We start from the raw sequence: 24,692 nt of genomic DNA, 5'->3' as shown, positions 1-24,692 counted from the left end.
TTGATGGTATAAAACAGCACAATGGATGAACGTTTTTGTATCGAGTTATAAAAGATTCTCCTTGTAATGGGTTTAAAAAAATAGTACTCTGCAATTATGCAATCGCAAGATGTTATTATTAAGAGGCGTTGGGAATCGGGTAAGGTAATTTGGAGACACCATGGAGCAGACGACGGGCTTCGATCACGTTACGCTCTGCGTCGACAATCTCGAAGCCGCAGAGTTTCTGTTCGCCAAGATCCTCGGCTTTGAGGTGATTTGGGCGGCGAAAGATGTCGGCAGCGAGACATCGTCAATGGACACTGTCGTCGTGCAGCGCGGGGCCGCCAAGATCGCTCTCATGCAGGGTCGAGACAAGGCGGGGAAGTCCCAAATCAACGAATTCATCGAAAAGTATGGACAGGGCGTGCAGCACGTCGCGCTCTCGGTCGACAACATCGAGGCCGTGTGTCGAGAATGGGAGGCGCATGGCGTGAAGTTCAGTGGGCCGGTCAAAGAGGGGAGAGACGGGTTCGGGCCGCTCAAGCAACGCTTCACCTATCCTCTTTTCCCGAACAGCGGACTGTTCATCGAGTTGACCCAACGGCAGCATGGTGAAGAAGCGGCGCGGACGTTTGTAAGAAGTACGGTGGAGTCGCTGTACAAGGATATCGAACGAGATCAAGCTTCCGGAGTCGAGAAGACGATCATTGACTACGATTCATCTTCGATGCCCCGGCAAAAGCAAAGGAAGTCGCTGAAAAAGGCGTCATAAGCGGACAATCCACTTGGTGAGAGCCGCCATGTATCTCACGCGGAGAGGAAAAGTTCCCAATCAAGCCCATGTCGGCATTCCCGAAGGGCTTCATGAAGAAGAACATGGGCGAAACGGGTTTTCGGGGGCAGCTTCTCACCTCTACAGGACACACCCACCGACGGCGTGGATCGCGATCGAGGGGAAGCTGAAGCCACGGGCCTTTGCTTGCGCGCAGCTTTCCGAGTCCACATTATCCATCACCACACAATCAGCGCTGATGATGCAAAGCCAGGATGTCGCTCTCCACCTTTCCTGGCGACGGGAGACGATGCCATATTTTGTGCGCAACGCGGATGGAGATGAAGTTCATTTCGTGCATAAGGGTATAGGAAAATTTGAGAGCGACTATGGGTGTCTGACTTACGAGCCGGGCGATTACGTCCTGATCCCCAAGGGGACTACCTATCGGACTCACATCGATAAGGGACCTTCCGTTTTTCTCATTATAGAAACGCCTGTTCCTCTGATGGTGCCGGAGCGAGGAGCGCTCGGACAGCATGCGCTCTTCGATAAAGGTGTGCTTGTCGCTCCCGACTTGGAAACGGTGGCGCCGGTAGAGACGGTGGGTCGCGCATGGGAGGTTCACATCAAGCGCCAAGGCGAGTGGACGCGGGTCGTCTATTCCTTCTATCCCATGGATGTGGTTGGGTGGAAAGGGGATCTCTGGGTCGCAAAGCTCAACGTGCGGGATTTCAGGCCGGTCGTGAGTCCCCGCTATCATCTGCCGCCGAGCGTCCATCAGACGTTCCAGGCCGGCGGATGTCTCATCTCAACTTTTGTTCCGAGGCCTTTAGAAAGCGATCCAGAGGCCTTGCGCGTCCCCTTTTACCATCAAAATACCGACTACGATGAAGTGATCTTCTACCATGATGGTGAATTCTTCAGCCGCGCGGGAATTCAGCCTGGGATGCTCACGTTGCATCCTCAGGGTATTCACCATGGGCCGCAGCCACAGGCGGTCCAAGCCGGCAAAACGAAGACATACACGAGCGAAGTGGCGGTGATGGTGGAGTCCAAAGCTCCCTTCACGGTCCTACCGGAGATGGAAGCGGTGGAGCTGAAGGACTATGCCCTGAGTTGGGGTCTTCGATGAGGCTCGTTAGTTTCCGAGTCAGAACCTCTCTCGGCACCTTCACGAGGGTAGGAGCGATACACCATCAACAGGTCGTGGACTTGAACATGGCCTATGCCCGTTGGTTGGCAGATCAACAGGAAGCGCAACCACGTCGCCTGGCCGATGCGCAGATTCCATCGACGATGTTGGAGTTCCTCGAAGGAGGAGCTTCGACAATCGCGGCAGCGTGTCGGGCGAAAGATTACGTAACAGCACTTCCCGCTTCAGTCAAAGGCCCTGCGGGGGGAACGATCGTCTATTCAGCCACCGATGTTCAACTCTCCGCTCCCCTTCCCAATCCGCCTTCGCTTCGCGATTTTATCGCGTTTGAAGAACATATTGCTGCGACATCGAAGAAGCGGGGGCAGCCGATCCCACCGGAGTGGTACAAAATGCCGGTCTACTACAAGGGAAACCATCGTACGATCATCGGGCCGGACGAGACTCTAGCCTGGCCGCTCGACACGACGAAGCTGGACTATGAGCTGGAACTCGCCTGTGTAGTCGGGCGCAAGGGCAGAGACATTCCCGAACGGCAGGCAGAGCACTACATCGCCGGTTACACGATCATGAACGATTTCAGCGCGCGCGACATTCAATTCCAAGAAATGGCTTGTCGGCTTGGGCCGGCCAAGGGTAAGGACTTCGCAACCGCGATGGGTCCCTGTCTCGTGACTCCCGATGAGATTGCCGACCTCGGTGCATTGACGATGATTGCCAGGGTGAACGGAGAAGAGTGGTCGCGGGGGCGATTCGGGACCATCCACTGGTCTTTTCCCCAGATGATCGCGCATGTGTCGCGAGGCGAAACTATTTATCCGGGCGATGTCTTCGGTTCGGGAACGGTCGGAGGGGGATGTGGCTTGGAAATGGATCGCTACCTGAAGCCGGGTGATGTGGTGGAGCTGGAAATCCAGCCGGTCGGCGTTCTCAGAACCTGTGTGGTGAGTGAAGCAGAAAGGGGGTGAAGATGTCGGTCGGCACGGCTGAGCAGGCTCTCGCAGAGATGGCGGAACGGCATCGAAAGCTCTATGACGAGTCGGCGATCGATGCAAAGCTGACAAGCCTTATCCGTGTCGGTTCGCATACCATTCTGACAAAGAAGGACATTCTGGGGATTCTCCGTACATCTCGATCCGTCTACTTCGATACCCATGTGGAGGTCGTGTCAGGTCATCACACGGGTACATACCTACGGTTCGAATCGATCGCGCGTTTTCCGGAATTGATCAAACGGTTGGTCGTCGATATGGCGGCCTGGATCAAACAGACGTTTCAACACCATCCAATCACCGGGCTCATGGCGACCAGCTCGACCGCGGAATTACTTGCACGAGGAATCGCAGAGGTCTTGGATGACACGATGGGATTGCGAGTGGTACTGACACCGTACAGCTGCCAGACAGGACGGATCGGAACGGACATTGCGGTCGGTGCGATCAAAGCCGGCGAACGTTTTGTGGCTCTCAACGATGTCACCACGCGCGGCAATTGTGTCAGCAAACTCGGCAAGGTCATCACGGACAATGGAGGGCTCTTGGCAGGTTTGCTGGTCTTTGCCCGCCGCGACAGCGGCCAGTTCCCGCTGATGAATGAATTAATCGCACAGTATCCATTCTACTACACGACGGATCTCGACATGCCGCAGTGGGAGCCCGCACACTGTCCTCTATGCCGGGCACACAAACCCTTGTTGTCATGGAATGACATGCCGGCCTTGTAAGTCAGCGATTCGGAGGTTGTCATGGATGTTGCCGACATCGCCAAAGAGATCAAGCGAGACGACATGCTCCAGATGCACCACTACCTCAGGCTCACCCGAGCGCTTGAGGAGAGGATCACAGCACTCTACAGACAGGGACGTATCGTCGGCGGGGTCTACACCAGTCATGGAATGGAAGCGATTGCCGTCGGATATGCCTCCGCGCTGGAGCGAGATGATGTCATCGCTCCGTATCACCGGGACATGGGGGCTTTCCTCATTCGGGGCTTCACGACCGGCGAGATCCTCGCCCAGTATCTTGGGAAGAGGACCGGGCCGACCAAAGGAAAAGACGGGAATGTGCACATGGGAGATCTCAGGCGAGGAGTCTTCGGATTTGTCAGCCATTTGGCAGACAACCTGCCGGTGGCAGCCGGTGCAGCTCTGGCCTTCAAGATTAGAGGCGAATCGCGCGTGGTCTTTACGGGAACCGGTGATGGAGGATCCAGCAGGGGCGATTTTCACGAGGCGATGAATTTTGCGGCGGTGCGGAAGCTCCCCGTCGTTTTTTTCTGTACCAACAACCAATATGCTTACTCGACGCCGCTTCGTCTGCAGATGGCGATCTCGAACGTCGTGGATCGAGCCAAGGCCTATGGCATGCCCGGTGAGATTGTGGACGGTAACGATGTGGCGGCGGTCTATCTGGCGGCAAAACGGGCGATTGCAATCGCCCGTGAGGGGGAAGGGCCGACCTTTCTTGAGTTCAAAACGATGCGGATGCACGGCCATTCCGAACATGATCCGGCCAAATACGTGCCACGTGAACTGTTGGAGGACTGGAAGAAGAAAGATCCGATCCTGAAAGCCGAGAGGCTGCTCAGAGAACTCGGCTATGCCGAGGAATCGTATTTCCAAAGAGTAGCCGAACGCGTAAAGAACGAAGTCGAGACCGGTGTGGAATTTGCGGAACAGAGTCCTCTGCCGGAAGGACCGGAAATGTTGGAAGGCGTGTTCGCGGACGGAGCTGACAGCTATTAGCGGTTGGCTTTCGGCCCAGAAGGAGCCTCAGTTATGGTGGCCATGGCTCAAGCGACCGAGGAAGTCAGTTACCTGGAGGCGATTTCACAAGCCTTGGATGAGGAAATGGCTCGAGATGAACGGGTGTTTCTGATGGGGGAAGATGTCGGCACATACGGGGGTGCCTTCAAGATCACCGAAGGCTTTCTCCAAAAATACGGCGAATGGCGGGTTTTAGATACGCCGTTGGCCGAGTCCGGTTTTGTCGGCGCAGCCATTGGTGCGGCCATGATGGGTCTGCGTCCGGTGGTGGAGATGCAGTTTGCGGACTTCATCTCCTGCGCTTTCGACCAGATCACCGAGGTGGCGGCCAAGAATCATTATCGATGGGGAGCCGCGGTGCCTATGGTTATCCGCGCACCGTTCGGCGGTGGTGTGCATGGTGGGCCGTTCCATTCTGAATGTCCGGAAGGCTGGTTCTTCCATTCACCCGGGCTCAAGCTGGTCGCCCCGTCTACACCATACGACGCCAAGGGGCTCCTCAAGGCAGCGATTCGCGACCCTAACCCGGTGATCTACTTCGAGCACAAATTTCTCTACCGGCGCATCAAATCTGCCTTGCCTAAGGAAGACTTCGTTGTGCCGCTTGGAAAGGCCGATGTGAAACGGGTCGGGAACGATATCTCGGTCATCACGTACGGCGCAATGGTGCACCTGGCGCTCGAGGCCGCTCAGGCATTGACCAAGGAAGGGATCGACCTGGAAGTGGTCGACTTGCGCACATTGATCCCGCTCGACAAGGAAACAATCTATTCGTCGGTACGCAAGACCAGCAAAGTCATTCTTCTGCATGAAGACAACAAGACCGGCGGTATCGGAGCCGAAATCGCAGCACTGTTGGCTGAAGACTGTTTCGATTGCTTGGATGGGCCGATTGTGCGTATCGCACCGCCGGACACGCCGGTGCCCTTCAGTCCGCCGCTGGAGGAGTTTTTCCTCCCGAAGACGAGCGACATCGTCTCAGCAGCGCGGAAGTTGGCGGCGTACTAAAAAGGGCTGAGGACTGTGTTATGAGGACTGAGCACCAAGGCCCCGCACATTTGCTAGATGCCCATCTCAGTCCGCAGCACTCATCACTCAACACTTGAGCATGGCTACCGAGATCATCATGCCGCAGCTTGGAGAGAGCATCGCCGAGGGAACGGTGGTCAAGTGGCTCGTCCCGGTCGGAGGGCTGATTCAGAAGGACGAGTCCCTCTTGGAAGTCGAAACTGAAAAGGTGACATTAGAAATTCCCTCGCCTGCCACAGGCTTGTTGAATGAGATCGTCGTGCATGAGGGGCAGACGGTTCCTGTCGGAAGCTTGCTGGCCCGAATCGAGAGTGCTCCGCCGTCGGAAGTGATCAATCGGGTCGGGGGGGTGGTTGTCCGTCCCATGGAACCGACTCCAGCGGGCGAACAACATCATTCCCCGGCGGTCCGGCAGCTGGCGAAGGAGCGCGGCATCGATCTTTCACAGGTGAAGGGGACCGGGGTCGGCGGCCGGGTAACCAAGAAGGATGTGCTCGACTGTCTCGCTCAGCGCGGTTCTCAGATCACAGTCGCCGCTGCGGGTGACGAGGTTTCCATGGGCGAAGAACTTCTGCCCTTCACGCAGATGCGCAAGACCATCGCCGATCGGATGGTCAAGAGCAAACAGACGTCAGCCCACGTCACCACCTTTTTCGAGGCCGATTTTTCGAACATCGTCAAATTCAGGGAAGGTCGAAACCTCACCTATCTTCCGTTTGTGATCCGTTCCGCGACGAGAGCCATTCGCGAGGTACCAGTCGTGAATTCGTCATGGAGTGAGCAAGGCATCGTGGTGAAGAAAGATATCCACGTGGGGATCGCCACAGCGCTCGATGACGGGCTATTGGTGCCGGTTATTCGGTATGCCGATCGAAAAGGACTGACGCAGCTGTCGAAAGAAATCGGTGATCTCGCCGAACGGGCCAGGTCCAAAAAGTTGAATCCTGAAGCGGTTCAGGGCGGGACGTTCACAATCACGAACCATGGCGGGTTCGGCAGCTTGTTCAGCACCCCGATCATCCATCAGCCGCAAATCGCGATTTTGGGCATCGGCGCCATTCAGAAACGTGCCGTCATCATTGACGATGCGATTGCCATTCGACCGACGGGCTACCTCAGCCTGTCCTTCGACCATCGGGTCATCGACGGTGCAACGGCGGATCAATTCATGGCAAAAGTGAAACAGTATCTCGAACAGAGCCATTGGGAGCAGATCTTGTGAACCGGACCTCACGTGCAGGGATCGTCGGCGCCGTGCGGACGAGTTTTAACGGCCGGTTCAGCCGGTCGGAGTAACGAGCGAAGGTGGTGGTTTCTTGCCATGAAACTCGACGACATAGGGATGATCGGCATTGTCGGAGCGGGCCAGATGGGCCGCGGCATTGGTCAAGTGTGCGCCACTGCCGGGTACCATGTCTTCCTTGTGGACGTTGCCGAGCCGCCGTTAGCGGAGGCCATCTCCAAGATACGTGTCGGATTGGAACGTGCAGTTTCGCGAGGGAGCCTCACCGACCGTCAAGCAGGGGAGGTGCTGGCTCTCATTCACCCATCGGTCAAGCTCGACCGCTTGCGGGACGTACAGTTGGTCATCGAAGCGATTCCGGAAGATCTCGCTATGAAGCGAGACCTCTTCGCCCAATTGAATCGAGTCTGCGTGCCGCAGGCAGTGTTCGCGACCAATACCTCATCCATTTCAATCACGAAGTTAGGAGCCGCCTCCGGCCGGCCGGACCGTGTTGTGGGTTTCCATTTTATGAACCCAGCACCGGTGATGAGACTCGTGGAGGTTGTTCGCGGACTGGAAACAACCGAACAAACGACGCAACTTGTGCTCGACTTGGCAAAGCGCTTGGGGAAAACGCCCGTCTTGGCTAAAGATGTACCGGGATTCATCGTGAACCGCGTCCTGATTCCCATGATCAATGAGGCCGTTTTCGTGCTGGAAGAGGATGTTGCATCTGCCGAGGACATTGATCTGGCCATGACTGCCGGCGCCAATCATCCCGTGGGACCGTTGGCCCTTGCCGACCGGATCGGCCTGGATACAGTGTTGGCCATCGGCGATGTTCTGTGTCAGGACTTGAACGATCCCAAATTCCGTCCCTGCCCCTTGCTCCGCCAGTATGTTGAAGCAGGGTGGCTTGGGAGGAAGAGCGGCCGCGGGTTCTACGTCTATGAAGGGAGTAACGAACAGCAGGCAGCCATAAGCAGGTTCTGATCTTGATCCCCGGTTCCTCGCCACGATCCGGAGCAGATGATGCAAGAACGTAAACCGCGATTCACCTCTCTTTCGGCATTCGGCATCAACCCTGTGTATACCCATAACGATCTGAAGGACTGGTCGCCCGAGGAAGAACTTGGAGCACCGGGTGAGTTTCCGTACACACGAGGCGTGCATCCGACCATGTATCGCGGCCGGCTCTGGACGATGCGGCAATTCGCCGGATTCGGATCGGCGGAGGACACGAATCGCCGATTCAAATACCTCCTCCAGCATGGACAAAACGGACTGAGCGTGGCGTTCGACATGCCGACGTTGATGGGAATCGACGCAGATGATCCCCGCGCTCACGGTGAGGTCGGTCATTGCGGCGTCGCGATCTCCTCGCTCGATGACATGGAGCGACTGTTCGACGGCATTCCGCTTGAGCAAGTCACCACCTCGATGACGATCAACGGTCCGGCCGCCGTGATCTTCGCGATGTATCTCGCGGTCGCGGTGAAGCGCGGCATCGGTCTCGAGCGGCTGGACGGCACGTTGCAGAACGATATTCTGAAAGAATACATCGCTCAGAAAGAGTGGCTCTTTCCGCCTGATCCTTCACTCCGCCTGATCACCGACACCATCGCGTACTGCGCCGAGTATGTGCCCAAGTGGCATCCGGTCAGCATCAGCGGGTATCACATCCGGGAAGCCGGCTCGACTGCGGTGCAAGAATTGGCCTTTACCCTCTACGACGGTCTCACCTACGTGGATGCGGCGGTCAAAGCGGGTCTACCCGTGGACCGGTTCGCTCCGCAGCTCTCGTTCTTTTTCAATGCCCACAACGACTTCTTTGAGGAGATCGCCAAGTTCCGTGCCGCCCGTCGACTGTGGGCTCGCGAAATGACGCGTCGGTATCGGCCCTCCGATCCCCGCTCGGCGCAACTTCGCTGCCACGCGCAGACGGCCGGCTGTTCACTCACGGCGCAACAGCCCATGAACAACGTGGTCCGGACGACGATTCAGGCCCTCGCGGCCGTCATGGGTGGCACACAGTCCCTCCATACCAATTCGATGGACGAAACGCTCGCGCTGCCGACCGAAGACGCGGTGAAACTCGCGCTGCGCACCCAGCAGATCATCGCGCAGGAGAGCGAGGTCACCAATACCGTTGATCCTCTCGGCGGCTCCTATTATGTCGAGACCCTTACTAATCGCCTCGAAGAGGCGGCGCTGGGTTACTTTCGTCGGTTGGACGAGATGGGCGGCATGGTCAGGGCCATCGAGCGGGGCTTCCCCCAGCGTGAAATCCTCGACGCCGCGCAACGGTACCTACGTGAGGTGGAACAGAAGGAGCGAATCATCGTGGGGGTCAACGAGTATGTGGAACCGGAAGCACGCCAGATCCCGATCCTCAAGATCGGGCAGGATGTTGAGAATGACCAGGTGGCACGTCTTTCGGACCTGCGGAAGTCTCGCGACTCCTTCAAAATGGCCGGCGCCGTCGAGGCACTGCAGGAAGCAGCCACGTGTGGCGAGAATGTGATGCCGTATCTCATCGACGCGGTGAAGGCCAAGGCGACGTTAGGTGAAATTTGCCTGGCATTGAAAGAAGTCTTGGGCATGTATCGGGATCCGGTGGTGTTATGAGGGTCGATCAGAGTGGTGAAGCCGATTCTTTGCGTGTTCGCCTAGCTGCTGTAGTGCACGGAAGAACGGCTGCGGTGCCCCCTATCCCCCACGTGGAAACGTGGGGGTATTCCGATCTGCTCATGACTGAAGGTACAGCCATGAGCTGTCGGCCCTCGCTCGTTCGTTCTCTACGCACACCAGCACGGCTTTCCCGCAATGTCTCTTTCCACCACTCTGATCGACTTGGGCTAGGGGAATGGGAAAGGAAGAAGAAGGTGCTAGAAGGAAATGGGCCGAATAGAAGCGGCGATGGGAAATCACGGGTGGCGCGGCGAACGGGGCGCCCCACCGCGCGCAACGAAAGGGTCCCACAGGGGGATGGGTGGAGTGAGCACGGTGGGGCTGTTTGTCGTGACAGGACCCGTAGAATAGGTCGATGAGGTAAAAACACAGTCGGTCGAGAGCTACTCATGAAACTCGGTGCGTTTGAGATTTATCCCGTAAGTGACGGCCGCTTCCGGCTGGACGGCGGCGCCATGTTTGGCGTTGTGCCGAAAGTCTTGTGGGAGAAATGTTGTCCCACCGATGAGTCGAACCGGATCTCCCTCAGCCTCACAGCTCTATTAATCAGGGCGAACGGCAAGAACATCCTGGTTGATACGGGGCTGGGGCCTAAGGAAGACGAGAAGTTTCACCGTATGTTCGCCGTTGAGCGAACGCCGACGATCCTTGAATCATTGAAGCGACTAGGCCTAGGACCGGATGACATCCATCTGGTGATCAACACGCATCTGCATTTCGACCATGCCGGCGGGAACACGATGCGAGAGGACGGATCCGTCGTGCCCACCTTTCCCAACGCCAAATACTTCATTCAGCATGGCGAGTTTGAAGATGCGGCTCGCGCCAATGAACGGACCAAGGCCAGCTACCGCCCGGACAACTTTACACCGATCGATCACATCAATCAGTGGGAATTCCTCCATGGCGATACGGAACTCATTCCAGGCGTGACAGCGGTTGTTACTGCCGGCCATACGCGCTGTCATCAGAGCGTCAAGATCGAATCGGAAGGGCGGATTGCCTTTTTTCTAGGAGACTTGATTCCGACCGTATCGCATCTGCCGCTTCCCTACATCATGGGCTACGATCTCTTCCCCATCCAGACCATGGAGACGAAACGATGGGTGTTGGATCGGGCGTTTGAAGAGCAATGGCTGCTGCTCTTCGAGCATGATCCAGTGGTTCAGGCTGGGTACGTGCGGAGGGATCAGGAAGGCAAGTATTATCTTCGGGAGGTGGCAACATGACGGTAGCGATTGCTCCTCTTCGTGTTTTGATCGGCAAAGTCGGCCTCGATGGGCATGACCGAGGGGTGAAGCTCATTGCGCGTGCTTTGCGAGACGCCGGAATGGAAGTCATCTATACCGGATTGCATCAGACGCCGGAGCAGATCGTCAATACGGCGATCCAAGAGGATGTGGATGCGATCGGTTTGAGCATTCTTTCAGGAGCGCACAAGACGCTGTTCCGTCGCGTTCTCGAACTCCTTAAAGAACAGGATGCCGAAGACATCGCCTTGTTCGGCGGCGGAATCATCCCCGATGAGGATGTGTCCACGCTCACGGCGGTCGGAGTGAAGGCTCTGTTTAGGCCGGGAGCACCCATGGAGGAGATCGTAACGTTCGTGAAAGGGCTCAAACCACAGGGCTGAGGAACCATGCGTACGTTGACCACATCGGTGATGACCAACTCCGGCGAATTCGCGTCGAATCGTGCACACTATGAAGGACTAGTGGCCGACCTTCAGAAACACCTCGCGCTCGCTCGAGCTGGGGGACCTCCGGAGGCCATCACGATTCATCAACAACGGGGCAAACTGACCGCTCGTGAGCGGATTGCGAAGTTGCTCGATCCGGGTGCGCCTTGGCTCGAGCTCAGCCCCTTGGCAGCATCGGACATGTACGACGATCATATTGCTGCCGCCGGTCTGATTACTGCCATTGGTTTTGTGGCAGGACGGCCCTGCGTCATCGCCGCCAATGACGCGACGGTCAAGGGCGGGACCTACTTCCCCATGACGATCAAGAAACATCTTCGAGCTCAAGAGATCGCCCTGGAAAATCGGCTGCCCGCAATCTATCTCGTTGATTCCGGAGGTGTGTTCCTGCCGATGCAAGCCGATGTCTTCGCCGACAAGGAGCACTTCGGACGGATCTTTTATAACCAGGCGCGCATGTCCGCTCTCGCGATTCCTCAAATTGCCGTCGTTATGGGGATGTGCACTGCGGGCGGCGCCTATGTGCCGGCCATGTGCGATGAAAACGTGATCGTCAAAGGGACCGGCACCATTTATCTGGCAGGACCCCCGCTGGTCAAAGCGGCAACCGGTGAGGAGGTCACCGCCGAAGAGCTTGGCGGGGCAGATCTCCATACCAGGTTTTCGGGTGTGAGCGATCACCTCGCAGACGATGACCAGCAGGCACTCGAAATCTGCCGGTCGATCATCGACACCTTGCCTCGACGGCCGGCCCTTCGCAGACCGGCTGCGATCGAAGAGCCGCATTACCCGGCTTCTGAATTGTATGGACTCATTCCGAACAATCCACGGCAGACATTCGACGCCAGTGAAGTCATCGCCCGCTTAGTGGACGGCAGCTGCTTTCATGAGTTTAAGGCCCGTTACGGCAGAACGCTTCTGTGTGGCTTTGCCCGTTGGATGGGGCACCAGGTCGGCATCGTTGCGAATAACGGCGTGCTTTTCTCCGAAGCTGCGCTGAAAGGCGCGCACTTTGTGCAACTCTGCACCCAGCGACGGCTACCGCTCGTATTTCTGCAAAACATTACCGGCTTCATGGTTGGGAAGGAATATGAGGCGCGCGGAATCATCAAGGACGGCGCCAAGATGGTGCAAGCGGTGGCGACCGCCGAGGTTCCGAAGTTCACCATTATTATCGGCGCCTCTCATGGCGCCGGCAATTACGCCATGTGCGGACGCGCTTACGCTCCGCGGTTTCTCTTTCTCTGGCCCAATGCGCGGACTTCAGTGATGGGGGCGCAACAGGCGGCCCAGGTACTCTTGACGGTGAAACAGCAGCAGCGGGCCCGCGACAACGGGTCCCTGTCGGAAGACGAGCGACGAAGGATCACGGCCTCTATACGAGCCCAGTATGAGCAGGAGTGCAGTCCCTATTTCAGCACCGCTCGTCTCTGGGATGATGGGATCATCGATCCGGTGGATACGCGGAAAATTCTCGGTCTGTGTCTTGACGTCGCGATGACGACGCCGGTCCACCCGTCGCACTTCCCTGTTTTTCGTATGTGAGGCGCCGATGAATCATCCTACGTCGATCCTCGTTGAGTTGTACGAAGGCGGCGCAAGGGTGACCTTGAATCGACCCGATCGACGAAATGCGTTCGATGCCCGCATGGTGGCCGAGATCTGCAAGGCCTTCGAAACATTGGGACAGGACCATTCGGTGCGTGCAATCGTCCTAACCGGTAGTGGTCCGACATTTTGTGCAGGTGCAGACCTCACCTGGATGGGGACGGACCGAATCGTATCCGCACCAGAAGCGCAGCAGGACGCCGAGCTGTTGCTCGCGATGTTCCGGACCATCGATGATTGCCCCTGTCCGGTGATCGGATGCGTTCAGGGACCTGCATATGGCGGAGGAATCGGGTTAATCGCGGCGTGCGACATCACCGTGTCTGCCGCCACTGCGACCTTCGCGTTCAGCGAGGTTCGTCTGGGATTGGTCCCGGCCGTCATCGCCCCCTTCGTCCTTGCGAAGACCGGGGACTCTTTCGTACGACGATTCTGTTTGACCGGCGAGTCGTTTTCCGCAGGGATTGCTCAAGCAGCCGGTCTGATTCATGACGTGGTTGAGCCGGTCACGCTTGACGCCCATGTCGCATCATTGGTTGAACAGATTAGCCGGCTCGCTCCGCAGGCCGTACGTGACACGAAAGCGCTGTTTCACCGACTTCGCCATCTGTCCCAGGAGGAGCGTTGGAAGGCTTGTATTGAAGGGAATGTTCAGGCTCGCCTTTCATCTGAGGCGCTGGAAGGGCTTCGTGCCTTTCGCGAACGGCGAACACCGGACTGGGTTCCATCAACAGGCGGAGAGTAAAAGGTGTTGTTGTGGAACATCGCATGATGCCCGACAGCCAGGGACCAAAACAGAGTTCGGCTGTGATCCGGATCGTCGAGGTTGGTCCTCGAGACGGGCTGCAGCATGAGTCGGACGTCGTCTCCACGGAGGCCAAGGTAGCGTTTATAAACGCCTTGTCCGAGAGCGGTGTGGTGGAGATCGAAGCGGGATCGTTTGTGTCGCCTCATGCCATTCCGCAACTGGCGGATTCCGATGAGGTGTTCCGGAGGATTGAGCGGCGGCCCGGCGTGATCTACTCAGCGCTGGTACCGAACGAACGAGGATTGGAACGGGCAAGGGCAGCGGGCGTGGATAAGATCGCCGTCTTTACGGCGGCCTCCGACACGTTCACCCGGCAGAACATCAACTGTACGATTGACGAGTCGATCGAGCGGTTCAGGCCGGTGGTGTACGACGCGAAACGTGACGGCATGGTCGTCCGAGGGTACATCTCTACAGTGACCCATTGTCCCTTCGAGGGTGCCGTCCAGCCGTCGAAGGTTTTGGATGTGGTGCGGCAGTTATTTGATCTTGGAGTCGACGAAATCTCCCTCGGGGACACTGTTGGAAAAGCCGCACCCCGCGACGTCCAGAGGCTGCTGGATGAAATAGTGCCCCGCGCCGAGCCTAGTCGACTCTCGCTTCACGTTCACGACACCTGCGGCATGGCCGTGGCCAATGTCCTGACCGCGTGGGCGGAGTACGGCATCGAGGCGTTCGACACGGCTGCTGGAGGACTCGGAGGATGTCCGTACGCGCCAGGGGCGTCGGGGAACGTTGCGACGGAAGACGTGGTCTATGCCCTGAAAGCATCCGGCGCTTCGCTTGCCGTGGATGAACGGAAGGTCATTGCGGCGGCAAGCGAGATCGGTAAGGTTCTGAACCGCCGACTATCGTCGCGCCTATCGCAGGTACAGACAGAACGAACCGCGTATGAGGGTGCGGCATGAGTCCCGCTGGCCCGCACCTGTTCATGCGTGACATCGAAGGTATGGCGACCTTGGCCGAACAGGTCAGAAGCGGTAATATTCGTGCCGTTTCACGTCTGATCAGCCTATTGGAGAACCACACGGACAACAGACAAGCCCTGCACCTCCTCAACAGCACCTTGCAGGGGGCGACGGTGATTGGTGTCACGGGGTATCCCGGAGCTGGGAAGAGTACAGTGGTCAACCGCTTAGTGAGTTGCTATCGACGGCAAGGTTTGACGGTGGGGGTTTTGGCGGTCGATATCAGTAGCTCTGTCACAGGCGGTGCTCTGTTGGGTGACCGTATCAGAATGCAGGAGCATGCGCTGGATGACGGGGTCTATATCAGAAGCATGGCCACTCGCGGACATCATGGAGGGCTCGCCCGAGCGACCGGCGATGCCGCGCTGGTATTGGAAACAGCCGGATATGAAGTGATCCTGATTGAGACCATCGGGGTTGGCCAGAATGAAATCGACATCGTCGATCTTGCGCATGTCGTTGTGGCAGTGGTGGCACCGGGCCTGGGCGACGAGGTTCAAGCGATGAAGGCCGGACTATTGGAAGTCGCACACATCGTCGTCGTCAACAAGGGAGACCTTTTCGGCGCGGATAACACGTTACGAGATCTGCGCGAATGGTGCCCGAATGTGTTGCGTACGGTCGCGACGACAGGCGAGGGGATGTCGGAGCTTGCTGCAGCAATTCTGGCGCATCGACCATCCCGCAGTGTCAGCTCTGTCGGTGAAGTTCGAAATCGCTGACCAGGTTCAAGTGAAGGGTTGTGCGGGGGATGTATGCCGCATCAAAGGCGGCGGAAATGAGCTTGACCGGGAAGGGTGTCTCCGCGGAGAAAGCACTGCGAATCGGTTTGCTGAGCCAAGTGGTACTGTCGCACGAGTTGATCATACAGGTTGACGCCATTGCGGCCTCAATTATCACCCACGGGAAAACTGCGGTGGAAGCTGCGCTTCATGCGATCAAGGGAGGAATCGACATCCCCCTGTCCGAGGGCCTGGCTAGGGAAGCGGAATTGTTCGGCCGATTGTGCGTCACTCCCGGCAAACAAGAAGCCGTACAGGCATTCTTGGAAAAGCGGCAGCCGAAATTGTCTGAAACAGAAGCATGAGCTCGTGGAGTGTCGAGCATGAGGGGTGAAGAGATGGCATAGATCGGAAAGGGTCAGCCGATGCTTGCAGATCGCCTCGCTCGATATTGTAGGTCTTTGCGCTACAGTGATTTGCCGAACGTTGTTGTGCACGAAGTCAAACGGCGCGTGCTCGACAGCCTTGGCTGCGCGCTTGGGGCGTGGAATGCACCACCGTGTCGGGTCGCCCGCCTGATTGCCCAGACCGTCAAGGTGCCGCAGGGTGCGACCGTGTGGGGCACCGGTCATAAAACCCTACCCGATCTTGCGACCTTCGCCAACGGCGGGCTGGTCCGGTATCTTGATTTCAACGATACCTATCTTTCAAAAGAGCCGGCGCACCCTTCCGATAATATTCCGGCCATTCTTTCGGTCGGCGAGGCCGTCCACGCGTCCGGTAAACGCACCATGGAAGCCATCGTGCTCGCCTATGAAATCCAGTGCCGTCTCTGTGATGCTTCGGCGCTACGTCCCCGCGGTTGGGACCATGTGACGTACGGCCCCTTTTCTTCCGCACTCGGTGCCGCCAAGCTCATGAAACTTTCCAACGAACAGACGGTGCAGGCCATCAATCTGGCCGGCATTGCGAATCTGGCTCTTCGGCAGACGCGGGTCGGGGATCTGTCCATGTGGAAAGCCTGCGCCTTCTCGAATGCCGCCCGCAACGGGGTCTTCGCCGCCATGCTGGCGCAGCTGGGTATGACAGGACCCTCGCCTATCTTCGAAGGAGAAAAGGGCTTCATGAAACTGGTTTCGGGACCACTGGAGCTGGTGCCCTTCGCTGCAGAACGGGGACAGGCACCCGCTCTCGGTGAGAGCCAGTCTCCTCAGTTCAGGATCCTCGATACCTATATCAAACATTACCCAGTCGAGTATCACGCCCAGACTGCGGTCGAAGCGGCGTTGGCACTTCGCGATGAAGTGACGGACGCAGAAGGAGTTCGTGCTATCGATCATGTAACAGGTGTTGAGATCGGTAGTTATGACGTGGCCATCGAAATCATCGGGCGTGATCCTGAAAAATGGCAGCCGGCCACGAGGGAGACGGCTGACCACAGCTTCCCCTATTGCGTTGCAGTGGCATTGCTCCACGGTCCTGTGACGTTGCAGTCATTCGGCCCGAAACGATTGAGCGATCCGGCCGTGCGGAATCTGATGAAGAAGGTCCGTGTCGCGCAGCAGCCGGAATTCATGGGACGCTATCCTAGGACCATGCCGACCAGGATCACGGTCAAGACAGAAGCGGGGACAACCTACATGAGTCAAGTCGATGTGCCGGTAGGACATCCAGGCAATCCGATGTCGGATCGGGATCTGGAGGCAAAGTTTCGCCGGTTGGCCGCCGGACGGCTGAATCGCTCTCGCACCGAACGGCTTATCGAATTCGTGTGGAACCTTGATCGGGTTAGAGACATCAGTACGCTCATGCCGCTCTTGAGGATCTGAGTTGAGAACAGGAGGGTGGATGACGAACACGGACAAGGATTCAGCAGCGCAAACGAAGACATCTCGGTTGCGCGAATTGCTGGCTACACGTACTCTCGCCATTCCCGGAGCGTTTAATGCGTTGGTCGCGATGCAGATCGAACGAGCCGGCTACGAGATTGCGTATGTCTCAGGCGCTGCAATATCTGCCTGCCGCGGAATGCCGGACATCGGCCTGTTGACGCTTAGTGATATGGCGTCGGAGGCGGGAAGGATCGCCCGTTCGGTATCGATCCCGACCATTGTGGATGCGGACACAGGATATGGCGGTCCGCTATCCGTCGCCGAAGCGGTAAGGGCTTTCGAGGAGAGTGATCTCGCCGGCATGCAGATTGAAGATCAAGAAATGGCTAAGAAGTGCGGCCATCTTTCGGGGAAAAGTTTGGTGCCTGTAGAAGAAATGACAGCCAAAATTAAGGCGGCTGTCCATGTCAAACGAGATCCAGATTTCGTGATTATTGCGCGCACTGACGCCCGCGCGGTGGAGGGACTTGAGGCGGCGGTTCAACGTGCCGCGACTTACGCGGAAGCCGGGGCGGACGCGTTATTTCCCGAGGCTCTGGAATCGGCCGAAGAATTCCGAACATTTGCTCGCGAAATTACGAAGCGAGGAATTACTGTTCCACTGATCGCCAATATGACGGAGTTCGGGAAAACGCCTCTGTTGAGCGTCGCGGAATTTGAGAGCCTGGGGTATCGCGGCGTGCTCTTTCCTGTTACGGGGTTACGGACGGCCTTGCAAGCCGTCGATAGGCTGTTGGCAGAGCTGAAGCTGTTTGGATCTCAGAAGGACTGGCTCCATCGCATGATGACACGACGAGAACTGTACCGTCTGCTCCGGTACACCGAGTCTGGTGAGCGTCGGGAAGGGGGGATGTATGAGCATCGCCATGAATGAGTCTGTCGTGAGTGAGGTGAAAGGTCGTCCTGCTTATAGCCCCGGTCTTGAAGGAGTGATCGCCGGAGAATCGGCTCTCTGCCTTGTCGATGAAGGGGAAGCCGGTCTCCTCTATCGTGGTTACCCGATCCGTGATTTGGCGGAGCACAGCACGTTTGAGGAAGTCGCCTATCTGCTGCTGTTTGGTCAGCTGCCGAATCAGCAGGAGTTAGCAGACTTCTCAGCACAACTCATCAATCAGGCTGCCCTTCCTCATCCCCTTGATGTCTTCCTTGGCACTGCGCCTTCCTGCTCACATCCCATGGATATTGTCCGAACGGGCGTTTCTCTGCTGGGCATGGTCGATCCTGAGACGGCCGACAACTCGCATGATGCCAACGTTCGGAAATCGATCCGACTGCTGGCACAGATCCCACTGATGATTGTGACTGCCTATCGGCTCATGAGCGGAAAATCTCGCGTGAGACCACTAGAGGATCTAAGTTTCGCTGAGAATCTCTTGTACCTCCTCACTGACCGAAGGGGAAACGATGAAGCGAAAGCCATGGCTCGAGTTCTCGATATCTCCCTTACACTGTACGCCGAACATGAATTCAATGCGTCCACGTTCGCCTCCCGAGTGACTGCGTCGACGATGACGGATATGCATTCGGCCGTTACTTCGGCGATCGGAACGCTGAAGGGACCGCTCCATGGCGGGGCCAACGAGGCGGTGGCCGAGATGTTTCTCGGTATCGGCAGCCGTGAACAGGCGGAAGCATGGGTACGGGAGGCTCTCCGACAGAAACAGCGGATCATGGGTTTCGGTCACCGCGTGCTCAAGAAGGGAGACAGCCGTTCAGCCATTATTCAACGGCACGCTGAATCGTTGAGCCGGATCTGCGGCGACCGCCGATGGTACGAGATTGCGACCGCCGTCGATCACGTCATGGAACAGGAAAAAGGGCTCCGTCCCAACCTGGATTTCTACACCGCGGTCGCCTATCTGTTGATGGGAATTCCTCGTACGCTGTATACACCGGTGTTTATCTGTTCTCGCATCACCGGATGGTGCGCCCATGTCATCGAACAACAGGATCACAATCGGTTGATGAGGCCCCGGGCTCTCTATACGGGGCCGTCGAGGAGGGAATATGTCCCCCTTGATCGCCGTACCTGAGCACATCGCGCAGGCACGAAAAGTCGAAGGACTGTGTCCTCTGCTCCCATGGAACTCGTTCGCTGACTTCTTCAAATCCCGCGTCTATGATCGCGCCCTCGTCAATCGGCCATGCTTGACCTATTGCGACGATGACAGGTCTGTTCGCTATACGTACAGCTATGCGGAATTCGGAACGGTAGTCCAACTGGCCGCGGCGTTCCTTCATGACCATGTGGGGGTACGACGGGGGGATCGGATGGCGACGATCCTCTTTAATCACGACGTCACCGTGGTGCTGTACTTTGCGGCGTGGATCCTGGGGATCACGATTATTCCGATCAACGTCGAAGAATCTGCGGAGAAGAAACGTTATATCCTGCAACATTCCGAGGCATCGGCCGTCTGCTGCTGGCACTCCTATCTTGATGAAGTGAGAGACCTTCAGCGAGATCTTCCGGCCTTACGCCATGTGATTGCGGTGAATGACGAAGGCTTCGTGGAAGGACCGAAGCCTAGGACAGGCCCTATGGTGGGATTCTCCTCCCACCTAGACACAACATCCATCACTCCCCGACTCGATGACGAAGCGCTCATCGTCTACACATCCGGGACGACCGGTCCGCCCAAAGGTGTGATCCTTACTGTGGAGAATTTGCTCCTTGATGCCGACGCGATCACCGACTGGCATCGGTTCGGCGTGGACGACTGCTTGATGTGCGTGCTCCCGATCCACCACGTGAACGGGACGGTCGTCACGCTGATCACGCCGTTTTACTGTAAAGGCGGTGCCGTCCTGAATCGCAAATTCAAAAGCGCCACGTTCTGGCGAAGATTGCACGATGAGGGCGTGACTTGCGTGAGCGTCGTGCCGACGATCCTGGAATTTCTCCTTGATGCGAACGAAGATCTAACTCCATACAAGCTGGAGGGTTTCAGTGGACTCATCTGCGGCGCGGGCCCCTTGTTCAAAGACACCGCGACACGGTTCGAAGCCCGATTCGGGTTTCCGATTCGCCATGGCTACGGCCTGTCCGAAACGACCTGCTATTCCTGTTTTCTGCCGAATGACCTCTCACGTGATGAGCATCGCCATTGGATCGGAGATTACGAGTTTCCTTCCATCGGTGTTCCGCTGCGACACAATAGGATGGCGATCGTGGACAGCGATGGACAGCAGCTGCCGGAGATGGCGAGGGGAGAAATTTGCATCCGCGGCGGGACCGTATGTGCCGGCTACTTCAAACGGGACGACGCCAATGAGGCGGCGTTTCAATGGGGGTGGTTCCGCTCCGGGGACGAGGGGTTCTATGTCCGCGATCAGCTCGGTCGGCCGTTTTTCTTCATTTCAGGTCGGCTCAAGGAATTGATTATTCGAGGCGGCGTCAATATTGCTCCGCTCGAAATCGACGAGGTGTTGAGGACTCATCCTCTGGTCCGGTTCGCGATGGCTGTTCCCTTCGAGCATCGCTACTATGGGGAAGAGATTGCCGCCTATGTGGTGCCGCGAGACGATGTCTCTCCACCCACAGAAGCCGAATTACTCGCGCATTGCCGTCGACGGCTTCCCTTCTCGAAATGTCCCAAGGTCGTCCATTTCGGACAAGCGGTACCCTATACCTCGACCGGCAAACCCAAGCGCTTGGAGTTGAAAACCTCTCTCGCTGCCACATTGGCAGCCTACCGCGATCGTCAATTCAAGGACACAGAGCCGGTATAGAACGGAGAGGCGGAATCACCGGCGAATAGACACAACCGGTGGTGCTGATCAAAAGAGAGGGGGTTGTGGGCCCCATTGCAAGCCGGCGAGGTCAGGGTCTTCGCCCTCTTGCGTCGGCCGATTGAGCTTGGCAGCCTTCCGCTGTACACGGCGCTCTTCTTTGTCGCGTTGTTTCTGCAGACGTGCTTTCTCACGGTCCCGCTTTGCGGCTGTGGTTTTGCCTGTTCCTCCGATGATGTCCTCCTTTCGGGTGCGGTGCGCTTATGTAGTAAGGCCTGCTACGAAGCGGCACCACGCTTGCCGGTAACCACCGACGCCTTGGATCCCGGTTTGGGGCGTCCAGGCTTTGCATGAGAACGGGAGAGCGTATCTGGGCTGAGGCCTTGGTTTGCGGCTGAGATGATCTGACGACGAATATCGTCTATCGACGTTGTCGACGACGTCCGTTCCGGGTCCTGTAGTCCGAGCAGATCCCAGCGGACCTTCGTTCTACGAATGGCCCGCTTTCGTCGGTGCGAAGCTTTGGTTCCCCATGATGTCTTCATCGCGTTTACACCTTCAAGGGTTGAACGTTACGAAATAGGCGGCAGGATGTCCGCCTTACCATCATCGCGACTTGTCGAGAGACGGAGACACTTTGTCCCCAGCAGTCACGAACCGATCTTCCGGAAAGACTGCTCGGAGCCGGTCGGTGACGGACCGACGATACAGTTCTGATTCGCGAGCGAGCAGAACCAACTTGTTGTTGTCGAGCAGAATATTGAGGTGATCCTCCGAGACGAGTAACCGCGTGCTATCCCCTACATTCACGCGATACAGCGTTTTTCCGTCAGGGTTACGCTCTGAGCCGGATACCATCTCCGTCAAGCCGTCAATGACACCTTCATAGGCCTCCGAGCGATGACGCACTCTCGTGCCGTCTGGGATGCGGACCCAACGCTCAACGGGTGTCGGTCGATTCATCTTGACGGTACTCATGGACATTCACTTCGCGTGTGGTCGCTCATCTGTTTGTCTCCTCCTTGACTCAAGGGCACAGAGCTGCCCCATACGGTGCACGTACAGCCTGCACCAGCCTCCATTGCCTGAAGTAGCGGTCGAGAGACACGGCGGAGGCGCTCTCGGGGTCTCCGTCAGCTACACTGATGGCTGAGGGACAAAGACCGACGCCAGACGAACTCACCGCAGACTGATCAATACTATCGCGCAGGAGCGAAACGGCGAGGGAAAAGCGCGAGGATCAGAATTCGTGTGACTCAGTGTACCACATGGGAGTGTGGATTGCGAACGAAGAAAGCGACGCCGCAGCAAGCCAGCGTTTCATGGCATCGTCCATGGACAGCTGGAGCCGTCGGAGGACAGCTCCAGCTGGCATTCCCGTCCTTGCGGCGCACTCACCCCCTCACACCACTCAGCTGGACATCTGCTATCGATCGATCATCAGAAGTGGAAACCGAAACCGCCGGACAGGACTGCAAAGACAACGATCCCGAGAAAAAACGCTGCATACACGTATGCCCATGTTGGCTCAGACTTTAGCTCGTCTTTTACATCCTTCATGTGTATATGCTGCATCGCGCTTCACCTCCTTGCTTCGAACGTCCGGTTTTCCGGATAAGGATGTCGGACCGTCCTCTCTCTTTACCAACATCCTAAGATGCGGACTGCTCCTTCGACATCGCCTAGAAGGTTGAATCATGGTCTACACCGATTGGGTGAGAGTCAACGCGTGAAAAGAGGCAGGTCAATGAGCGTTGAGGGATGATTGTCAGTATCGCAGAAGCCCACGGTTTCGTATTACCGCATCGGATGCACGGGCACTCTACAATCTGTTATGCCGAGCTAGGATTTGCCCTAGATGGCATTTCTTTCTTTGACTCTTCTTCAGCCTCGCCATACTAGAATTCAACCTGAATCCCGCGTGAAAACAATGCTTCAGCTTCGTAGTGCTACGCGTGATCGTGACTTTTCCGAAGCCCATGGGCCATGGGAGTGAAAGCTATTTTTTAAGGAGGCATGATGGACGCCTCACCAAAGAGCAGCTCCGACAACGGGTGCTGAACTGCTATTATTACCAAACTCGCATTCCGATTAAAGACGCCCAGCAGGCTCGGCGCCGAGCCGCAAACGGAGACGGACAACATCTCTTGCAGCCTCGGGTGTTGAGAAGCATTCGTTGAACCGTCAACCTGTCGCCGTGGCCATTCTTTTGTTCGGCTGTTCCAATATGAGGGACAAGATATTTATGAACCACCGAACCACGGCTATCATGTTGGCGGTTCTCGCCTCTGGGTTTGCATCCGTGTCGGCGGAGGATCACGCGCCTCGTTCACCCACGCCGACTCCACTGCAAGGTCGGATGACCGTCGAAACCGTGGCCAAAGGGTTGGAACATCCCTGGGCGCTCGCATTCCTGCCGGATGGGCGAATGTTGGTGACCGAGCGACCAGTACGATTACGCATCGTGGGTCCCGACGGCCGCCTTTCTGATCCATTGCCGGGCGTGTCTCCGGTTTTTGCGCGTGGCCAAGGCGGCCTTCTCGATATCGAGCTCGATCCACGGTTCACCGAGAACCGGCTGCTCTACCTCTCCTACGCTGAACCGGGCGATCGCGGCACCGCCGGGACTGCCGTGGCTCGCGCCAAGCTCATTGACAATCGCTTGGAGAACCTGCGAGTCATCTTTAGGCAGCAGCCCAAGGTGACCGGGGCCAATCATTTCGGCTCGCGACTCGTCTTTGCTCGGGACGGAACCTTGTTCATTACGTTGGGAGATCGGTACGACTATCGAGACAAGGCCCAGGATCTGTCCGTGGAATTCGGGAAGATCGTGCGTGTCCATCCGGATGGGATGGTTCCACGCGACAACCCTTTTGTCGGCAAAGATGGAGCGGAACCAGAGATTTGGTCCTATGGCCATCGGAGAATATCCAAGCGGCGGCCCTTCATCCGGCGACAGGGCAGTTGTGGACGCTCGAGCATGGATCTCGATGCGGTGATGAGCTGAACCATCCTGAGGCGGGCAAGAATTACGGCTGGCCGGTCATTACCTATGGCGTCGACTACAACGGGACGATCATCGGAGAGGGAACATCGAAGCCCGGCATGGAGCAGCCGGTCTATTACTGGGCCCCGGTCATCGCCCCGTCCGGCATGACCTTTTATACCGGCAAGACATCCCCTGAATGGAATGGATCGCTCTTTGTGGGCTCACTCAATCCCGGTTTGCTCGTTCGTCTGACGCTTGACGGCACTCGGGTAGTCTGTGAGGAACGCTATCTTTCAGAACTGAAGTCACGACTTCGCGAAGCCCAGCACGGACCGGATGGACGGCTCTCTCTTCTCACCGACAGGATGATGGAGAGATCCTTCGAGTCTCAAACGCTCGATAAGGTGTTGCCCATTCCACGCACAGCATCAGCCGGGCAACCGAGGGAGGCTATGTCGGTTGCCCGGGTGTTCAACCCATGCTCCAGTTGAAACCGCCGACCACGATTGCAAAGACAACCATCCCGAGAAAAAATGCTGCATACACGTATGCCCATGTTGGCTCAGACTTTAGCTCGTCTTTTATATCCTTCATGTGTATATGCTCCATCGCCGTTTACCTCCATGCTTATAACGTCAAGTTTTTGAATCAGGGT

Annotated in this window: 24 protein-coding genes; 23 read left to right on the top strand and 1 reads right to left on the bottom strand. The window is 57.1% G+C overall.

The features are described 5' to 3' along the window. The first annotated feature begins 160 nt into the window (after window positions 1-160). The 21 genes from P0120_21645 to P0120_21545 all read left to right on the top strand — a co-directional run bounded on the left by P0120_21645 (window position 161) and on the right by P0120_21545 (window position 21,402). Window positions 161-754: a VOC family protein gene (locus tag P0120_21645; GenBank protein ID MDF0676913.1), complete on the top strand. Its 594-nt coding sequence runs from the start codon at window positions 161-163 to the stop codon at window positions 752-754. A gap of 28 nt (window positions 755-782) precedes the next feature. Continuing rightward, window positions 783-1,889: a homogentisate 1,2-dioxygenase gene (locus P0120_21640; GenBank protein MDF0676912.1), complete on the top strand. Its 1,107-nt coding sequence runs from the start codon at window positions 783-785 to the stop codon at window positions 1,887-1,889. Beyond that, window positions 1,886-2,878: a fumarylacetoacetate hydrolase family protein gene (locus P0120_21635; GenBank protein MDF0676911.1), complete on the top strand. Its 993-nt coding sequence runs from the start codon at window positions 1,886-1,888 to the stop codon at window positions 2,876-2,878. The genes P0120_21640 and P0120_21635 overlap by 4 nt, the downstream gene beginning before the upstream one ends. After that, the gene (locus P0120_21630; GenBank protein ID MDF0676910.1) at window positions 2,875-3,633 is read left to right on the top strand and encodes a hypothetical protein; all 759 of its coding nucleotides are present in this window, start codon (window positions 2,875-2,877) and stop codon (window positions 3,631-3,633) included. Before P0120_21635 ends, P0120_21630 begins: the two co-directional genes overlap by 4 nt. 21 nt (window positions 3,634-3,654) lie before the next feature. Beyond that, window positions 3,655-4,653, top strand: coding sequence for a thiamine pyrophosphate-dependent dehydrogenase E1 component subunit alpha (locus P0120_21625; GenBank protein MDF0676909.1), 999 nt, complete (start codon window positions 3,655-3,657; stop codon window positions 4,651-4,653). A gap of 33 nt (window positions 4,654-4,686) precedes the next feature. Next, the gene (locus P0120_21620) at window positions 4,687-5,682 is read left to right on the top strand and encodes an alpha-ketoacid dehydrogenase subunit beta (GenBank protein MDF0676908.1); all 996 of its coding nucleotides are present in this window, start codon (window positions 4,687-4,689) and stop codon (window positions 5,680-5,682) included. 100 nt (window positions 5,683-5,782) lie between these two features. Further along, window positions 5,783-6,925 carry a dihydrolipoamide acetyltransferase family protein gene (locus tag P0120_21615; GenBank protein ID MDF0676907.1) on the top strand — a complete coding sequence of 381 codons (1,143 nt, stop codon included), beginning with the start codon at window positions 5,783-5,785 and terminating at the stop codon, window positions 6,923-6,925. A gap of 99 nt (window positions 6,926-7,024) precedes the next feature. After that, on the top strand, window positions 7,025-7,921 hold the full coding sequence (locus P0120_21610) for a 3-hydroxyacyl-CoA dehydrogenase NAD-binding domain-containing protein (GenBank protein MDF0676906.1): 897 nt from the start codon (window positions 7,025-7,027) through the stop codon (window positions 7,919-7,921). A 36-nt stretch (window positions 7,922-7,957) separates the two neighbouring features. Further along, a complete protein-coding gene (locus P0120_21605) occupies window positions 7,958-9,556 on the top strand; it encodes a methylmalonyl-CoA mutase family protein (protein MDF0676905.1) in 1,599 nt (532 codons plus the stop codon). A 452-nt stretch (window positions 9,557-10,008) separates the two neighbouring features. Then, window positions 10,009-10,848 carry an MBL fold metallo-hydrolase gene (locus P0120_21600; protein MDF0676904.1) on the top strand — a complete coding sequence of 280 codons (840 nt, stop codon included), beginning with the start codon at window positions 10,009-10,011 and terminating at the stop codon, window positions 10,846-10,848. Further along, complete coding sequence (locus P0120_21595; protein MDF0676903.1) at window positions 10,845-11,252, top strand: cobalamin B12-binding domain-containing protein; 408 nt, start codon at window positions 10,845-10,847, stop codon at window positions 11,250-11,252. Before P0120_21600 ends, P0120_21595 begins: the two co-directional genes overlap by 4 nt. A 6-nt stretch (window positions 11,253-11,258) precedes the next feature. Next, on the top strand, window positions 11,259-12,863 hold the full coding sequence (locus P0120_21590; GenBank protein MDF0676902.1) for a carboxyl transferase domain-containing protein: 1,605 nt from the start codon (window positions 11,259-11,261) through the stop codon (window positions 12,861-12,863). Window positions 12,864-12,870: 7 nt separating this feature from the next. Then, window positions 12,871-13,671, top strand: coding sequence for an enoyl-CoA hydratase-related protein (locus P0120_21585; GenBank protein ID MDF0676901.1), 801 nt, complete (start codon window positions 12,871-12,873; stop codon window positions 13,669-13,671). An 11-nt stretch (window positions 13,672-13,682) separates the two neighbouring features. After that, complete coding sequence (locus tag P0120_21580) at window positions 13,683-14,642, top strand: hydroxymethylglutaryl-CoA lyase (protein MDF0676900.1); 960 nt, start codon at window positions 13,683-13,685, stop codon at window positions 14,640-14,642. Then, on the top strand, window positions 14,639-15,424 hold the full coding sequence (gene meaB / locus P0120_21575; GenBank protein ID MDF0676899.1) for a methylmalonyl Co-A mutase-associated GTPase MeaB: 786 nt from the start codon (window positions 14,639-14,641) through the stop codon (window positions 15,422-15,424). The genes P0120_21580 and meaB overlap by 4 nt, the downstream gene beginning before the upstream one ends. Before the next feature lie 29 nt (window positions 15,425-15,453). Beyond that, window positions 15,454-15,789: an enoyl-CoA hydratase-related protein gene (locus tag P0120_21570; protein ID MDF0676898.1), complete on the top strand. Its 336-nt coding sequence runs from the start codon at window positions 15,454-15,456 to the stop codon at window positions 15,787-15,789. 60 nt (window positions 15,790-15,849) lie between these two features. Then, window positions 15,850-17,253, top strand: coding sequence for an MmgE/PrpD family protein (locus tag P0120_21565; protein MDF0676897.1), 1,404 nt, complete (start codon window positions 15,850-15,852; stop codon window positions 17,251-17,253). Window positions 17,254-17,272: 19 nt separating this feature from the next. After that, window positions 17,273-18,190 carry a methylisocitrate lyase gene (gene prpB, locus P0120_21560; protein MDF0676896.1) on the top strand — a complete coding sequence of 306 codons (918 nt, stop codon included), beginning with the start codon at window positions 17,273-17,275 and terminating at the stop codon, window positions 18,188-18,190. Then, complete coding sequence (locus P0120_21555; protein ID MDF0676895.1) at window positions 18,183-19,349, top strand: citrate/2-methylcitrate synthase; 1,167 nt, start codon at window positions 18,183-18,185, stop codon at window positions 19,347-19,349. Before prpB ends, P0120_21555 begins: the two co-directional genes overlap by 8 nt. Next, window positions 19,324-21,048, top strand: coding sequence for a class I adenylate-forming enzyme family protein (locus P0120_21550; protein MDF0676894.1), 1,725 nt, complete (start codon window positions 19,324-19,326; stop codon window positions 21,046-21,048). Before P0120_21555 ends, P0120_21550 begins: the two co-directional genes overlap by 26 nt. Before the next feature lie 63 nt (window positions 21,049-21,111). Next, entirely contained in the window at window positions 21,112-21,402 is a 291-nt protein-coding gene (locus P0120_21545; protein MDF0676893.1) for a hypothetical protein, read from the top strand. A gap of 252 nt (window positions 21,403-21,654) precedes the next feature. Here P0120_21545 and P0120_21540 read toward each other — a convergent pair whose 3' ends face one another. Next, window positions 21,655-22,026 carry a hypothetical protein gene (locus P0120_21540; GenBank protein ID MDF0676892.1) on the bottom strand — a complete coding sequence of 124 codons (372 nt, stop codon included), beginning with the start codon at window positions 22,024-22,026 and terminating at the stop codon, window positions 21,655-21,657. Between the two features lie 1,267 nt (window positions 22,027-23,293). Here P0120_21540 and P0120_21535 point away from each other — a divergent pair. Then, the gene (locus P0120_21535) at window positions 23,294-24,055 is read left to right on the top strand and encodes a PQQ-dependent sugar dehydrogenase (GenBank protein MDF0676891.1); all 762 of its coding nucleotides are present in this window, start codon (window positions 23,294-23,296) and stop codon (window positions 24,053-24,055) included. After that, on the top strand, window positions 24,013-24,528 hold the full coding sequence (locus P0120_21530) for a PQQ-dependent sugar dehydrogenase (protein MDF0676890.1): 516 nt from the start codon (window positions 24,013-24,015) through the stop codon (window positions 24,526-24,528). Before P0120_21535 ends, P0120_21530 begins: the two co-directional genes overlap by 43 nt. The last annotated feature ends 164 nt before the right edge of the window (window positions 24,529-24,692 follow it).

It is taken from the genome of Nitrospira sp., from assembly GCA_029194675.1.
Classification (GTDB): domain Bacteria; phylum Nitrospirota; class Nitrospiria; order Nitrospirales; family Nitrospiraceae; genus Nitrospira_D.
Note: the sequence above shows the minus strand (reverse complement) of the source record. Positions and strands in the feature narration are given on the sequence as shown.